Origin of the sequence: Sphingomonas sp. GC_Shp_6 (assembly GCF_026540835.1) — a bacterium.
GTDB lineage: Bacteria > Pseudomonadota > Alphaproteobacteria > Sphingomonadales > Sphingomonadaceae > Sphingomonas.
Genome location: NZ_JALNUO010000003.1, coordinates 83,993 through 97,903 on the forward strand (window position 1 = coordinate 83,993; position 13,911 = coordinate 97,903).

The following is a 13,911-nucleotide window of genomic DNA, read 5'->3' on the forward strand; positions in this document are numbered from 1 at the left end:
GGCTCATCGCGTGGTCGCGTCGTCCGTCGGGAGGTCCGGCGGCAGCAATTGCGGCGCGCGGCGGATGCGCAGGGTCTGCCCCTCGCCGAAGACCTGATAGCCACGGCCCTCGATCGCGGCCTTCAGCGCGGCGGGATCGCCGTCATAGACGATGCGCAGCAACGACACGCCGCCAAGCGCAAGGCTGGTGGTGGTGGCCGATCGCACCCCCGGCAAGCCACGCAACGCGGCTTCGGTTGCGGAGACCGTGCCCGCATTGGGCGTATCGAACTGTACCACGACCGCGATCCCGGGGCCGGCGGGTGTGGTGCCGTCGATCAGCGCGCCGACGCTGTCTTCGGCTGCCGCGATCGTGGCGGGATCCGGCTCCGTCCGCAGCGGGAGGAGGCTGACGTCGGGGCGGAGCGCACCGCTGCGCAGCGCCTGCTGATACAGATCGTCGAGCCGCTTCACGCCCGTGTCGAGCAGTTGCGCCACCCCGTCCGCGCTGCCGACGCGCAGGGTGAAGCCGCCGATCAGCCGGTTGTCCGGGCCGTAGCGCGCCTGGAACACCCCGATGACCGGGCCGCCGGGCCATTGCCGGTATAGCCGCACGACCGGGATCAGGACGTCGGTCGCGCCATATTGGTCGATGATGGTGCGCCACCAGCCGCGGCCGGGCCGGCCGATCTGCCCGGTGTTCAGCAGCAGCGAATCGGGTCCGGTGCCGGATGGGCGGACATAGTCGATCGTGCTGTTGCCGGTGCGGAACCGGGCCCAAGCCTCTTGCCAGGGGTTGCGCTGTTCGAAGACGGTGCCCACGCCCGCCGACCAGATGACGGGGATGACGAGCATCGGCGGCGAGCGCGTGGCGTAGGTCGAGATGCCGAGGATCGACGCGGCGCGCGTGCGATCGAACAACACGCCGAGCTTCGCGATGTAACGCTGCGGCCCGATCTGCTCGTTCTCGACCACGATGCCCGACACGATCGAATCGAGTGCGCCATCCGAGATCAACCCCCCGCCCCCGCCGAGCCGATTGGAAAGCTGCACCCAGGCCCTGCGCTGTGCGAGGCGCCAGCCGCCCAGCCGCGCGGCATCGGCGGTCTTGGCCGCGACATCCACCGCGACGCCGCTCACCTCGTAGGCGCCGCCGCTGTCCACCGGGGCCACCCCGCGCGTGCCGTCGATCTGGGCGACCGCACCGCCCGCGAGCAGCAGCAGCGTTGCGGCCGCGAACGGCTTTAGGGTCGGTCGGGCGCGCATCCGATGCCTTTTGGCGAAGCAGGCGTGGAAATCCAAGCGCGATATGTCTAGCAGCATGGGGCATGACCGATCCCACGCCCTCCGCCGCATCCTATACCTATGCCGATGCGGGGGTTTCGATCGCCGCCGGCAACGCGCTGGTCCGGGCGATTGCGCCGCTCGCCAAGTCCACCCGCCGTGCCGGCGCCGATGCGGAACTGGGCGGCTTCGGCGGCCTGTTCGACCTGAAGGCGGCGGGCTTTGTCGATCCGCTGCTGGTGGCGGCGAACGACGGTGTCGGCACCAAGCTGAAGCTCGCGATCGAGTGGGACCGGCACGCCGGCGTCGGCATCGATCTCGTCGCGATGTGCGCGAACGACCTGATCGTGCAGGGTGCCGAGCCGTTGTTCTTCCTCGACTATTACGCCACCGGGAAGCTCGATGCCGCCGTCGCCGAGCAGGTAGTGGCTTCGATCACCCAAGGCTGCAAACAGGCTGGGTGCGCGCTGATCGGCGGCGAAACCGCCGAGATGCCCGGCATGTATGCCGCGGGCGATTACGATCTGGCGGGCTTCTGCGTCGGCGCGGTGGAGCGGGACCGCGTGCTCGACGGCCGCGGCATCGCAGCCGGGGACGTGTTGCTGGGGCTCGCCTCGACCGGCGTGCACTCGAACGGCTTTTCGCTGGTGCGCCGTCTGGCAGCCGATCGCGGCTGGAAGCTCGATCGCCCCGCCTTGTTCGACCAGGATCGGTTGCTGATCGACTTGCTGATGGCACCGACGCGAATCTATGTGAAGAGCCTGTTGCCGCTGCTGGCCGAGAAGCGGATCAAGGGGCTGGCGCACATCACCGGTGGCGGCTTGCTCGAAAACATCCCGCGCGTGCTGCCCCAGGGCGTGCATGCGATGGTCGATGCCGATGGCTGGACGCAGACGCGGCTGATGGCGTTCCTTCAGGCGCAGGGCGCGATCGAACCGGGCGAGATGGCGCGCACGTTCAACTGCGGGGTCGGCATGGTCGCCGTCGTCGCGCCGGACGAGGCCGCACCCGTCACCGCCGCGCTGGAAGCCGCTGGCGAAACGGTGGTCACCATCGGCCGGGTCGAGGCGGGGCAGCGCGGCTGCACCGTCCGCGGATCGACCGACACGTGGAGCGCGCGCGAAGACTGGAGCGCGACGCATCATGGCTGAGGCGGACGCCCGCTCGGTCGCCATCCTGATCTCCGGCCGTGGATCGAACATGACGGCGCTGGTCGAGGCAGCGGACGCGCCGGATGCCGCCTACAAGGTCTCCCTCGTCGCCTCCGACAAGCCCGACGCACCGGGTCTGGCCTGGGCGCGTGCGCGCGGCATCGCCATCTTCGCGCTCTCGCCCAAGGGGCTTGGCAAGCCCGCCTATGAGGCGGCGCTCGACGCGGCGCTCCGCGCGGCGGAGGTGGGTACGATCGCGTTGGCCGGCTATATGCGTCTCTTGTCGGACGGCTTCGTCGCGAAGTGGCGGGGCCGGATCGTGAACATCCATCCGTCGCTGCTGCCCCGCTACAAGGGGCTCGATACGCATGCGCGCGCGATCGCCGCGGGCGATGCGGTAGCGGGCTGTTCGGTGCATATCGTCACCGAGGAACTCGATGGCGGCGCGGTGCTCGGCCAAGCGGAGGTGCCGATCCTGCCGGGCGACGATGCCGACCGGCTTGCCGAGCGCGTGCTCGCCGCCGAACACCGCCTCTATCCGGCAACGCTTGCGGAGTTCGTCGCACGATGAGTCCCGATCCCGAGATCCCACTGGCCAGGGTGCGCGCCCTCTGCCTCGCCATGCCGGAGGCCGCCGAGCGTGTCTCGCACGGCGCACCCGGCTTCCACATCGAAGACGGCAAGTTCTTCGCCTATTTCTGGCACGACCATCATGGCGACGGCGAGACGGTCGTGATCGTCAAGACGAGCGGCGCCGACGAGCAGGCGATGCTGATCGAAGCGGATCCCGCCTGCTATTACAGCCCGCCCTATCTCGGGCCGTCGGGATGGGTCGCGATGCGGCTCGATCGGGCCGATGTGGATTGGGACCGGGTGGGCGATCGGATCGCGATCAGCTGGGAACTGGCCGCGCCGCGCCGTTTGCTGGAGGCTGGCGGACGATGAGCGGCGAAACCCCGAACGAACGCCGCGAGGCGGCGGCCACGCGGCGGCGCTGGGTGACGCTGGCGGAGATCGTCGCGCTGGCCGGCGTCGTCATCGCAGCGTTGACGCTATGGAATAGCTGGCAGGAGCGGCGCGCGCAGGAAGCGGAGCACACCGAGGCGGTCGCGTCCGCCACGCAGGCGCACGGGCGCGTCCAGTTTCGCGGCACGGTGAGCGACGGCGGTCGGCGGCTGGTGCTGGCCGATCCCGCGCATGACGTGACGGATCTGACCATCGCCTTCCCCACGTCGCTCGGCCTGTCCGCACAGACGCCGGCGGACAACGCGATCGGAGTCGACATGTTTTCCGGGCCGCTGACCGAAGCGGTGGGCGACGCGCATCAGGGGCGTCTTCCCGTGTTGGTCACCGCGCGCTTTCTCGACGGCGACGCGACGCGCACCACGAGCGGGATTTACGATATCGTGTGGCGCACCGATGCGCGCCTGCTGCGCGGCCGGGTCGCACGGATCATCGGCTTTCGTCTGCGCGAACGCGGCGGCAGCGTCGCCCGTGTGGATGCGCTCTGGAAGCCGGCGCACCAGTAGAATGGGCGGCGGCGCTCCGGAGGACGCCGCCGCCCGCCGGAGTCAGCCGACGATTTCGCTCGGCTGGAAGAAATAGGCGATCTCGATCTCGGCATTCTCGTCCGAGTCCGAACCGTGGACGGTGTTCGCCTCGATCGATTCCGCCAGCTCCTTGCGGATCGTGCCGGGCTCGGCGTTCGCCGGGTTGGTCGCGCCCATGATGTCGCGGTTGCGCTGCATGGCGTTCTCGCCCTCGAGCACCTGAACGACGACCGGGCCGGAGATCATGAATTCGACCAGATCGTTGAAGAAGGGGCGTTCGCGGTGAACGTCGTAAAACCCCTCGGCCTGTTCGCGGGTCATCTGGATACGCTTCGATGCGACGATGCGCAGGCCGGCATCTTCCAGCATCTTGGTGACAGCGCCAGTCAGGTTGCGGCGGGTGGCATCGGGCTTGATGATCGAAAAGGTACGGTTCGCGGCCATGATGGTCACGGGCTCCCAAGTTGGACGGTGGCGGAAAAGTCGCGGTTCCCTAGTCGTGCGCCTTCGGCGATGCAAGCCGAAGCCCCTGCCTCAGGCCGCCTGTTCCCAGCGCCCGGCCTCGTTCTGCTTCCAATAGCGCCGCTCCACGCCGTCGCGATCCGCCAGTGCCTTCCAGGCAAGCCGCGCCTCGCGGATCGCATCGTCGTCGAACATGTGGAACACGCGGTCGAAATCCAGCGCGGCGTCGCGCCAGACGCCATCGACCAGCGCGATGTTGCGGGCATGGTTGGTCCCGACCGCGTCACCCGCGATCAACACCGGCTGCGCCGCATCATCGGCCGCACCCGCCTGGGCATGCGGCAGGAAACTGTCGGGCGCATAGGCCCAGAGCAGGCGGTCTAACGCGGCACGGCGCTCCGCATCGTCGGCGACCACCACCAACCGGCCGCCGCTTCCCAGCACCTTTTCCGCGATCGGCGGCAGGATCCGGTCGATCGGCGTTCCGGTCAGGTGGTAGAAATCGACCTGCATCAGCCCTCGAAATGCTCCGCCACGAACCGGTCGAGCAGCCTGACGCCGTAACCGGTCGCGCCCTTGTCGTACGTGCTGCCGGCCTTGTCCGCCCACACCATGCCGGCGATATCGAGATGCGCCCATTTCACGCCCTCGTCCACGAAACGCTGGATGAACTGCGCCGCGGTGATCGAACCCGCGCCGCGCGGCCCCACATTCTTCATGTCGGCGATCGGGCTGTCGATCAGCTTGTCGTAAGCGGGCGCGAGCGGGAAACGCCACAACAGGTCGCCGGTCGCCTTTCCGGCCGCCAGCAGCGTGTCGGCGAGCGCATCGTCATTGGCGAACAGGCCGCCATGCTCGCTGCCCAACGCGACGATCATCGCGCCGGTCAGCGTGGCGAGATCGACGATCGTGGTCGGCGCGAACGTCTTCTGCACCCAGGTGATGCAGTCGCACAGCACCAGCCGGCCCTCGGCATCGGTGTTGATGACCTCGATCGTCTGGCCCGACATCGACGTGACCACGTCGCCCGGGCGCTGGGCGTTGCCGTCGGGCATGTTCTCCACGAGACCCATGACGCCCACGACATTGGCCTTGGCGCCGCGCAGCGCCAGCGCCTTCATCGCGCCCGCCACGGCGCCCGCACCGCCCATGTCCCACTTCATGTCTTCCATGCCCGCGGCAGGCTTGATCGAGATGCCGCCGGTGTCGAACGTCACGCCTTTGCCCACCAACGCGAGCGTCGGTGCGCCCTCCCCAGCGCCGTTCCACTTCAGCGCGAGGATGCGCGCGTCGCGGCGCGATCCCTGGCTGACGCCGAGCAGCGCGCCCATGCCGTGGGCCGTCATATCGGCTTCGTCGAGCACGGTGATGTCGAGACCCAGCCCTTCCACCTCGGCGCGGACCTTCTCCACGAAGCTTTCGGGATAGAGGATGTTGGGCGGCGTCGCGACGAGCCAGCGGGTGAGGTCCATTCCCTGCGTCGCGGCGTCCGCTTCGGGCCATACCGCATCCGTGCCCGTCGGGGCTCCCACGATCGTCACCCGTGCGAGCGTCGGCTTGGAACGCTCGGCGAGCTTGGTGCGATAGACGTCGTAACGCCAGGCACGCTGGACGATCGCGGCGGCCAGACGGGCCGCGGCGCTCGGCGCGGGAGCGGCTGCCAGCGCGGAGAGATCGACGCTCGCCTCGGTCGCGCCGGACGTGAGCAGCCGTGCCGTCAGCGCCCCGCCCGCCTTTTCGAAATCGGCCTCGGTGCCGGCGCCGGTGCCGAGAAGCATGATGTGGCGGACACGTTCACCATCGGCGACGAACGCATCGACCACGCCGCCCACTTCGCCGGCAAAGCGCGCGGCCGTGGCCGCGGCGGTCGCGATCGTCGAGACGTTCGCGCCGCCGCTGCTCCAGTTCACCGCGCCCAGCCCATCCTTGGCGACGGGCAGTACGAGGATCGCCGCATCGGCGGAAACGGAGGGCGCGAAGTCGATCTTCATGAAAATCCTCGAACAAATTCTATATAGCCTACCTCTTAGGCCGATGCGGTGGCGCTGGCAAAGCGGCGATGCTTCCGAGCGGCGATTGCAGCGGCGTCGGCGGTGCGATAGGCGGTAGGGGCAGCATCGCGGTTCGGGGCCCGATGCGCACCGGTTGGATGGGGTGGTTACGAACATCGTGTTGCGTCTTGCCCTGTTGGCCGGTTGTGCCTTGCCCCTTGCGCTGGCGGCATCGCCGCTGGCCGCCCAGGATCTCCAGAACCGCACGGTCCAGCCACCGCCCCCGTCGGACGCCGCTCCGCCGCCACCCGCGGCGAACGGCGAGGATCAGGTCCAGTTCTCGGCCGGCGGCCTGGAATATGACAGCAAGGCGGACATCGTCACTGCCACGGGCGACGTCCGCATGTTTCGCGCGGGACAAAGGCTGCGCGCGGACAAGGTCGTCTGGAACCGCAAGACCGGCAAGGTGCTCGCCACCGGCAATGTCGCGGTCACCAACCCCCAGGGTGACATCGCCTATGGCGACTCGATCGACCTGACCGATTCGCTGAAGGACGGCGTGGTCGACAACATGCTCGTCGTGCTCGAACAGGGCGGCCGGATCGCAGCGGAGCGCGGTACGCGGCAGGCCGACGGCACGCTCGATCTGCAGCAGGCGGCCTATACCCCCTGCGCGGTGACCAACGCCTCGGGCTGTCCGAAATCGCCGACGTGGAAGATCACCGCGGTTCGCGTGACCTACCGCCCCGATCGGGGCCGCGTGTATTTCGGCGGCCCGCGCATGAACCTGTTCGGTCTGCCGCCGCTCCCGCTGCCCAACTTCTCCGCACCGGTCGCCGGCACGGCCGGCAGCGGGCTGCTCAGCCCCGATATCCGGCTGATGCGCGTCAACGGGCTTCAGGTGGCGATACCCTATTATTGGCGCATGGGGACGGACCGCGGGCTCACGATCACGCCGCGCATCTTCAGCGCGGTCGCGCCGATGCTTCAGATGGATTATCAGGAGCTCGATCCGACGGGCGCGTTCCATCTCACCGGCTATCTCACCTCGAGTCGCCGCAGCGACGACCTGGACACGCAGAACCCCACCGATACGTCGCAGGCGGTGCGCGGCTATATCGACGGCATCGCCCGCTATCAGCTATCGCCCTATTGGAGCATCAGTTCCTCCATCCGCCTGGCGTCCGACCGCACCTTCCTGCGCCGGTACGACATCTCGCGCGATGACCGGCTGCGCAGCACCGCCAGCATCCAGCGGATCGACGACGACAGCTATTTTGCGATCGACGGCTGGTTCGTGCAGACTCTCCGCGTGGGCGACTCGCAGGGGCAGCAGCCGATCGCCCTGCCCGAGATCGATTATCGCCGCCGGATCGCCGACCCGCTGCTGGGTGGCCGTTTCGAACTCCAGCTCAACACGCTCGCGCTGACCCGCACCGGCGGCCAGGATACGCAGCGCGCCTTTGCCAGTCTCGAATGGGATCTGCGCAAGATCACCCGCTGGGGCCAGGAAGTGACCTTCACCGCCTTTGCGCGCGGAGACGTGTACAACACGAGCGACACGCTGGCGACCGACATCGTCGGCTATCGCGGGCTGGAGGGTTTCCACGGCCGCGCGATCGGCGCGCTGGCGGTGGACGTGAAATGGCCGTTCGTCGGCACCTTCCTGAGCGGCACGCAGCGGTTCACGCCGCGCTTTCAGATCGTCGCCTCGCCGCACATCGCGAATTACGAGGTGCCGAACGAGGATTCGCGATCGATCGACCTGGACGATACCAACCTGTTCGCGCTCAACCGCTTTCCCGGCTATGATCGGTTCGAGGATTCGAGCCGCGCCACCTATGGCGTCGAATGGGCGGCCGATCTGCCGGGTCTGAGCATCGACGCGCAGGTGGGGCAAAGCTACCGCCTCGATGACCGGCCGACGATCCTCTATCCCGGAACCGGGCTGTCGGATCGGCTCTCCGATATCGTCGGGCGCACCGAAGTGCGGTTTCGCGACTTCGTATCGCTGGTCCATCGTTACCGGCTGGACAAGGACGATCTCGCCGTCCGGCGCAACGAAGTCGACGCGACAATCGGCAGCCGGGCGACCTATCTGCTGCTGGGTTATCTGCGGCTCAACCGCAACATCGTGCCGGTTACCGAGGATCTCTTGAACAGCGAGGAGGCGCGTGTCGCCGGTCGCGTGCAGATCTCGCGCTTCTGGTCTGCGTTCGGATCCACCGTGATCGATCTGACCGACCGCAAGGAAGATCCCACCTCGCTCGCCGATGGTTTCGAGCCGGTGCGGACCCGCGCGGGCGTGCAATATGAGGATGATTGTCTGCGGCTCGGCTTTACGTGGCGGCGCGACTATCAGGCGACCGGCGATGCCAAGGCCGGCAACAGCTATCTGTTGACGCTGGCCTTCACCAGCCTCGGTCGCTAAGCCGCGGTTCAGGCATGATGCGGCAGCCGCGATCTGGTGCTTCAACCGCGATGGGCCGGGCTGGCGACACGGCGGGGCTATGATGGGATATGAAACGACCGTGAAGAATTTCTTTCGATCGACGGCCGTCCGCCGCGTGGCGCTCGGCAGCGCAATGTTGGCGGTCGTTGCCGGGGGTGCCCTCGCGCAGACCGTCCCCGACGCCAGCGTGCCGTCGACCGGCCTCGACATCCCGGCCAACCTCCAGATTTTCGGCAAGCTCGATCCCAACGTCCGCAAGCCCACAGCGGTGGTGAACGATTCCGTCATCACCGGCACCGATGTCGACCAGCGGGTCGGCCTGATCGCGGCGGCCAATGGCGGCCAGACGCTGTCGCCCGAGGATCGCGAGCGGCTGAAGCTTCAGGTGCTGCGCCAGATCATCGACGAGACGCTCCAGATCCAGGAAGCCAAGTCGAGCGATATCACGATCACGCAGGACGAGATCACCCAGAGCTACAACGCGGTGGCCAAACGCTTCGGCCACACGCCCGCCGAGATGCGGGCGTTTCTCCGCCAGTCGGGATCCTCCGAACGGTCGCTGAAGCGGCAGATCGAGGGCGAGCTGGCATGGCAACGCTATCTGCGTCGGAAGGTGGAGCCGTTCGTCAATGTGGGTGACGAGGAGGTCAAGTCGATCCTCGCCCGGCTGGAGGCTGCCAAGGGCACCGAAGAGTATAACGTCAAGGAAATCTACCTGAGCGCGACGCCCGCCACGGGGCAGCAGGTCTATGCGAATGCGCGTCAGCTCATTCAGGAGATCCGCAAGGGGCAGCAGCCGTTCGATGCGTTCGCCCGCCAATATTCGGAAGCCTCGACGCGCGGCGTCGGCGGCGATCTGGGCTGGGTGCGCGTGGCCGCGCTGCCTGGGCCTCTTGCCGACGCCGTGACGCAGATGCAGGTCGGGCAGGTCGCGGGGCCGATCGAGATCCCCGGTGGCTATTCGATCCTGTATCTGACCGACAAGCGCCAGGTGCTCACCGCCGATCCGCGCGATGCACGGCTGAACCTGAAGCAGCTCACGATCCGCTTCCCGCCGCACACCAGCCAGGCCGATGCGACCGCCCGAGCGGGAGTGTTCGCCAAGGCGACGCAGGCGATCGCCGGCTGCGGCACGGTGGAAAAGGTCGCCGCCTCGATCGGCGCCGAAGTGGTCGACAATGACACGGTCCGGATCCGCGACCTTCCGCCGCAGCTTCAGGAAATCCTGCTGAAGATGCAGATCGGTCAGTCGACGCCGCCCTTCGGCTCGCCCGAGGAAGGCGTCCGCGCGCTGGTGCTGTGCGGTCGCGATGATCCCAAGAGCGGCACCCTGCCCCGCGCCGACCAGGTGCAGGACCAGCTTCAGGAGGCGCGCGTGAACCTGCGCGCGCAACAGAAACTCCGCGATCTGCGGCGTGACGCGGTGATCGAATATCGCTGAGGACCGACCGAAGGTGACCTTGCCGCTCGCCGTATCGATGGGCGATCCCGCCGGGATCGGCCCCGAGATCATCGCCAAGGCCTGGGCGGCGCGGCACGCGCATCGGTTGCCGCCGTTCGTCGCGGTGGGCGACGTTCGCGCGATCACGCGGGTCTGGGCGGGTCCGGTGCGGCCGATCACCGATCTGGCCGAGGTTTCCACGGTGTTCGATCAGGCGCTCCCCGTGCTGACGATCGAGGATGCGGGCGACATCGTGCCCGGCGTTCCCGATGCGGAGGGCGCCCGCTGCGCGCTTCATTCGCTCGAGATGGCGGCGGGGCTCGTGAAGTCGGGCGCCGCGCAGGCGCTGGTCACGGGCCCTGTGTCCAAGGCCCAACTCTACGCAATCGGCTTTACGCATCCCGGCCAGACCGAATTCGTCGCGGAGCGCTGCGGCATTGCGCGCGAGAATGCGGTGATGATGCTGGCAGGGCCGAGCCTGCGCGTCGTGCCGATCACGACGCATGTGCCGCTCGCCGAGGTGTCGGCGCTGCTGGATATCGAATTGATCGTCGCCAAGGCGCGTGCGACCGCGCGGGGGCTCACGCGCAATTTCGGGATCGATGCCCCGCGGCTCGCCTTTGCCGGCTTCAATCCGCACGCGGGCGAGGGCGGCGCGATCGGCCGCGAGGAGATCGATATCCTCGAACCCGCCATCGCCATGCTGCGCGACGAGGGGATCGACGCGACGGGGCCGTTCGCGGCCGACACGATGTTCCATCCGCGAGCACGGGCAGGCTATGATGTGGCGCTGTGCTGCTATCACGACCAGGCGCTGATCCCGATCAAGACGCTGCATTTCGACGAGGGCGTCAACATGACGCTCGGGCTGCCGATCGTGCGCACTTCGCCCGATCATGGCACGGCGTTCGGGATCGCGGGTCGAGATCAGGCCGAACCGGGTGCGATGATCGCGGCGATCGCAATGGCGGGTGAAGCGGCCGAACGCCGGTCACGGGACGCGCAGGCAGGGTGAGCGATCCGGTGCCGTCGGCAAGCGCGCTGCCGCCGCTGCGCGAGGTGATCGCGCGCCATGGCCTCACCGCCAGCAAGGCACTGGGGCAGAATTTTCTGTTCGACGGGCAGTTGCTGGCGCGCATCGCTGCGGTGCCGGGCGATCTCGCCGATGCCGAAGTGCTGGAGGTGGGCCCCGGTCCCGGTGGCCTGACGCGCGCGCTGCTCGGTGCGGGCGCGCGCGTCACCGCGATCGAACGCGATCGCCGCTGCATTCCGGCGCTGGCCGAGCTGGGCGCGCATTTCCCGGGCCGGTTGCGCGTGATCGAGGAAGATGCGCTGAAGGTCGATGCGCCGTCGCTGTTCGCGGGAAAGCCGCACATCGTCTCCAATCTTCCCTACAATGTCGGCACCGCGCTGCTCGTCGGCTGGCTGTCCGCGGCCTGGGCGCCGTGGTGGGCCTCCTGCACGCTGATGTTCCAGAAAGAGGTCGCCGAGCGGATCGTGGCGGCGCCGGGCAGCGACGCCTATGGCCGCCTCGCCGTGCTGGCGCAGTGGCGGTCGACCGCCCGGATCGCGATGCCCGTCCACCGTTCGGCGTTCACCCCGCCGCCCAAGGTGATGTCGGCGGTGGTGCACATCGTGCCGGGCGAGGCCCCGGCGGGCGTCGCGTTTCCGATGCTGGAGCGGATCACCGGGGCAGCGTTCGGACAGCGCCGCAAGATGCTGCGGCAGAGCCTGAAGAGCGTTCCCGGTGCGCTCGACGCGCTGGAGCGGATCGGGATCGACGCCACCCGCCGCGCCGAGACGCTGAGCGTCGCCGACTTCGTCGACCTGGCGCGCGCTATTCGGCCGACTTGACCGCCGGCTTGTCGATCTGCGCGGTCGTCACCGGCGGACCCTTGGCGATCGTCGCGGCCAATTCGGTGGCGGGGGCACAGCCCGTCTTGCAGAGCGTCCGGATGCGCGCGAGGTTCGCCTGGGCGCGAATGATCGCGCCCTTGGCGACCAGCGCATCGCCCTGCCCTTGCAGCGCGGCCACGTCGTTGGGTTCGAGCAGCAGCGCCTCGCGATAGAGGCGGATAGCCTTGCCAGGCAGGCCACGCGCCTGCGCCACCTCGGCGAGCGTCACAAAGGCGCCCCGGTTGCGCGGATCGACCACGGCGGCGGTTTCCAGCAGGTCCGTCGCGCCGTCGAGATTGCCCGCAGCCCGCGCAGCACGGCCCTGCGCCAGCAAGGCCATCGAACGCGGATCGACCCGGTCGTCCGGCTTCTGCCCGCTGAGCGAGGTTCCCATACACACCGCGGCGAGCGCGGCGGCCAGGGCTACGGACGAATAACGCATGATCGGCTCCGCTCGAAACACGGCATAACCGCTAGCATGGTGCCCGCAGCCGCGCGACGAAAAAACCGTCCGTGCCGTCGCGCGCGGGGTCGAGCCGGATGCCCGGCCCATGAGCGCGCCCCGCGCCGAGTGCCAGCGGCTCCGCACGCCAGCCGGGATGGCCGTCGAGGAACATCGCCACCTGCCCCGCCCCCTCGGCATCCAGCAGCGAACAGACGATATAGACGAGCGCGCCGTCCGGCTTCACGAGCGTGGCACCCACGCCGAGGATGTGCCGCTGCGTATCGCGCAACCGCGCGATACGATCGGGCGAGAGCCGCCAGCGCGCCTCGGGGTTGCGTCGCCAGGTGCCCGTGCCGGAACAGGGCGCATCGATCAGCACGCCGTCCGCCCGCGCCTGCCAGTCCGTCAGCGCCTCGCGTTCGCGCTGCGGGTTCAGCAGCCGCGTTTCGACGATGGTCGCCTGCGCCCGCTCGGCGCGCGGCGCGAGCCGTTGCAGGCGGTTGCGGTCGACGTCGCAGGCGAGCAGCTTGCCCCGGTTCGCCATCGCCGCGGCGAGCGCCAGCGTCTTGCCGCCCGCGCCGGCACAGAGATCGACGACGCGCTCACCGGGCTTGGCATCCAGCGCCGCGGTCACGATCTGGCTGCCCTCGTCCTGCACCTCGATCGCGCCCTCGGCGAACAGCGGCAGCGCCTCGACATTGGTGCCCGACGACAGCCGCAGCCCGTCGGGCGCGTGCGGCGTGGCCACCGCGTCGGCCAGTCCGGCCATCACGGCCTCGCGCGTGGTGACGAGCCGGTTGACGCGGATGTCGAGCGGTGCGCGATCGACTAGCGCGGGCATCGCGTCGCGCGGCAGCCCCGATGCGGTCAGCGCCTTCAGCAACCAGAGCGGCGCGACGCCGGCCTTGGCGCGCGGTTCCTCCGCGGCGATCGGCGCGGGGCAATGCGGCGCGCCGTCGAAGGCGGCGGCAAGACCGGGATCGCGATCAGCGAGCGCGACCAAAGCGGCACGGCCGCTCGCCGGCCGTTCGCCGGCATGGCGGACGGCGGCATAGACGAGTTCGCGCACCGCCCTGCGATCCTTCGACCCGGCATAGCGTCGCGTCGCGAAATAGCGCGCGATCAGCGTGTCCGCGGCCGCGCCGCCCTCGCGCGCGGCCGCGACGATGTCTTCGAGCAGGTCGATCGCGGCCTGCGCCCGTGCGCCGGGAGTCATGCGCGCGCGCGGGCGAAGTGGAGGAAGTGGAGGTGCTGGCGCGG

At 68.9% G+C, this 13,911-nt stretch carries 14 protein-coding genes; 8 read left to right on the forward strand and 6 right to left on the reverse strand.

Features of this window, described 5'->3' with window-relative positions:
- Nucleotides 1-3: 3 nt before the first annotated feature.
- Nucleotides 4-1,245 carry a heavy metal-associated domain-containing protein gene (locus tag OXQ95_RS04765; RefSeq protein WP_242095664.1) on the reverse strand — a complete coding sequence of 414 codons (1,242 nt, stop codon included), beginning with the start codon at nucleotides 1,243-1,245 and terminating at the stop codon, nucleotides 4-6.
- Nucleotides 1,246-1,307: 62 nt separating this feature from the next.
- Here OXQ95_RS04765 and purM point away from each other — a divergent pair, with 62 nt between their 5' ends.
- The 4 genes from purM to OXQ95_RS04785 are packed head-to-tail and all read left to right on the forward strand — an operon-like array spanning nucleotide 1,308 to nucleotide 3,943.
- The gene (gene purM / locus OXQ95_RS04770; RefSeq protein ID WP_267380242.1) at nucleotides 1,308-2,414 is read left to right on the forward strand and encodes a phosphoribosylformylglycinamidine cyclo-ligase; all 1,107 of its coding nucleotides are present in this window, start codon (nucleotides 1,308-1,310) and stop codon (nucleotides 2,412-2,414) included.
- Nucleotides 2,407-2,985, forward strand: a complete 579-nt coding sequence (gene purN, locus OXQ95_RS04775) for a phosphoribosylglycinamide formyltransferase (protein ID WP_267380243.1) — start codon at nucleotides 2,407-2,409, stop codon at nucleotides 2,983-2,985. The genes purM and purN overlap by 8 nt, the downstream gene beginning before the upstream one ends.
- Nucleotides 2,982-3,359 carry an MmcQ/YjbR family DNA-binding protein gene (locus OXQ95_RS04780; protein WP_267380245.1) on the forward strand — a complete coding sequence of 126 codons (378 nt, stop codon included), beginning with the start codon at nucleotides 2,982-2,984 and terminating at the stop codon, nucleotides 3,357-3,359. The genes purN and OXQ95_RS04780 overlap by 4 nt, the downstream gene beginning before the upstream one ends.
- Nucleotides 3,356-3,943 (forward strand): hypothetical protein, encoded by a 588-nt coding sequence (locus tag OXQ95_RS04785; RefSeq protein ID WP_242095660.1) that lies wholly within the window; start codon nucleotides 3,356-3,358, stop codon nucleotides 3,941-3,943. Before OXQ95_RS04780 ends, OXQ95_RS04785 begins: the two co-directional genes overlap by 4 nt.
- Nucleotides 3,944-3,985: 42 nt before the next feature.
- Here OXQ95_RS04785 and ndk read toward each other — a convergent pair whose 3' ends face one another.
- The 3 genes from ndk to OXQ95_RS04800 all read right to left on the reverse strand — a co-directional run bounded on the left by ndk (nucleotide 3,986) and on the right by OXQ95_RS04800 (nucleotide 6,417).
- Nucleotides 3,986-4,408, reverse strand: a complete 423-nt coding sequence (gene ndk, locus OXQ95_RS04790; RefSeq protein WP_242095921.1) for a nucleoside-diphosphate kinase — start codon at nucleotides 4,406-4,408, stop codon at nucleotides 3,986-3,988.
- A gap of 90 nt (nucleotides 4,409-4,498) precedes the next feature.
- Nucleotides 4,499-4,939 carry a DNA polymerase III subunit chi gene (locus tag OXQ95_RS04795; protein WP_267380248.1) on the reverse strand — a complete coding sequence of 147 codons (441 nt, stop codon included), beginning with the start codon at nucleotides 4,937-4,939 and terminating at the stop codon, nucleotides 4,499-4,501.
- On the reverse strand, nucleotides 4,939-6,417 hold the full coding sequence (locus tag OXQ95_RS04800; protein ID WP_267380250.1) for a leucyl aminopeptidase: 1,479 nt from the start codon (nucleotides 6,415-6,417) through the stop codon (nucleotides 4,939-4,941). The genes OXQ95_RS04795 and OXQ95_RS04800 overlap by 1 nt, the downstream gene beginning before the upstream one ends.
- Before the next feature lie 178 nt (nucleotides 6,418-6,595).
- Here OXQ95_RS04800 and lptD point away from each other — a divergent pair, with 178 nt between their 5' ends.
- From lptD to rsmA, 4 genes are all read left to right on the forward strand, one after another.
- Entirely contained in the window at nucleotides 6,596-8,848 is a 2,253-nt protein-coding gene (gene lptD, locus OXQ95_RS04805; protein ID WP_267380252.1) for an LPS assembly protein LptD, read from the forward strand.
- Between the two features lie 100 nt (nucleotides 8,849-8,948).
- The gene (locus OXQ95_RS04810; protein ID WP_346731929.1) at nucleotides 8,949-10,310 is read left to right on the forward strand and encodes a peptidylprolyl isomerase; all 1,362 of its coding nucleotides are present in this window, start codon (nucleotides 8,949-8,951) and stop codon (nucleotides 10,308-10,310) included.
- A gap of 13 nt (nucleotides 10,311-10,323) precedes the next feature.
- On the forward strand, nucleotides 10,324-11,325 hold the full coding sequence (gene pdxA, locus OXQ95_RS04815; RefSeq protein WP_267380255.1) for a 4-hydroxythreonine-4-phosphate dehydrogenase PdxA: 1,002 nt from the start codon (nucleotides 10,324-10,326) through the stop codon (nucleotides 11,323-11,325).
- Nucleotides 11,322-12,164 carry a 16S rRNA (adenine(1518)-N(6)/adenine(1519)-N(6))-dimethyltransferase RsmA gene (rsmA, locus tag OXQ95_RS04820; RefSeq protein WP_242095656.1) on the forward strand — a complete coding sequence of 281 codons (843 nt, stop codon included), beginning with the start codon at nucleotides 11,322-11,324 and terminating at the stop codon, nucleotides 12,162-12,164. The genes pdxA and rsmA overlap by 4 nt, the downstream gene beginning before the upstream one ends.
- Here the strand turns inward: rsmA and OXQ95_RS04825 are convergent.
- Both OXQ95_RS04825 and OXQ95_RS04830 read right to left on the reverse strand, forming a co-directional pair.
- Nucleotides 12,148-12,648 (reverse strand): hypothetical protein, encoded by a 501-nt coding sequence (locus OXQ95_RS04825; RefSeq protein ID WP_242095655.1) that lies wholly within the window; start codon nucleotides 12,646-12,648, stop codon nucleotides 12,148-12,150. The two genes, rsmA and OXQ95_RS04825, sit on opposite strands and share 17 nt — an antisense overlap.
- A 31-nt stretch (nucleotides 12,649-12,679) precedes the next feature.
- Nucleotides 12,680-13,867 carry an RsmB/NOP family class I SAM-dependent RNA methyltransferase gene (locus tag OXQ95_RS04830; protein ID WP_267380259.1) on the reverse strand — a complete coding sequence of 396 codons (1,188 nt, stop codon included), beginning with the start codon at nucleotides 13,865-13,867 and terminating at the stop codon, nucleotides 12,680-12,682.
- Nucleotides 13,868-13,911 lie beyond the last annotated feature (44 nt).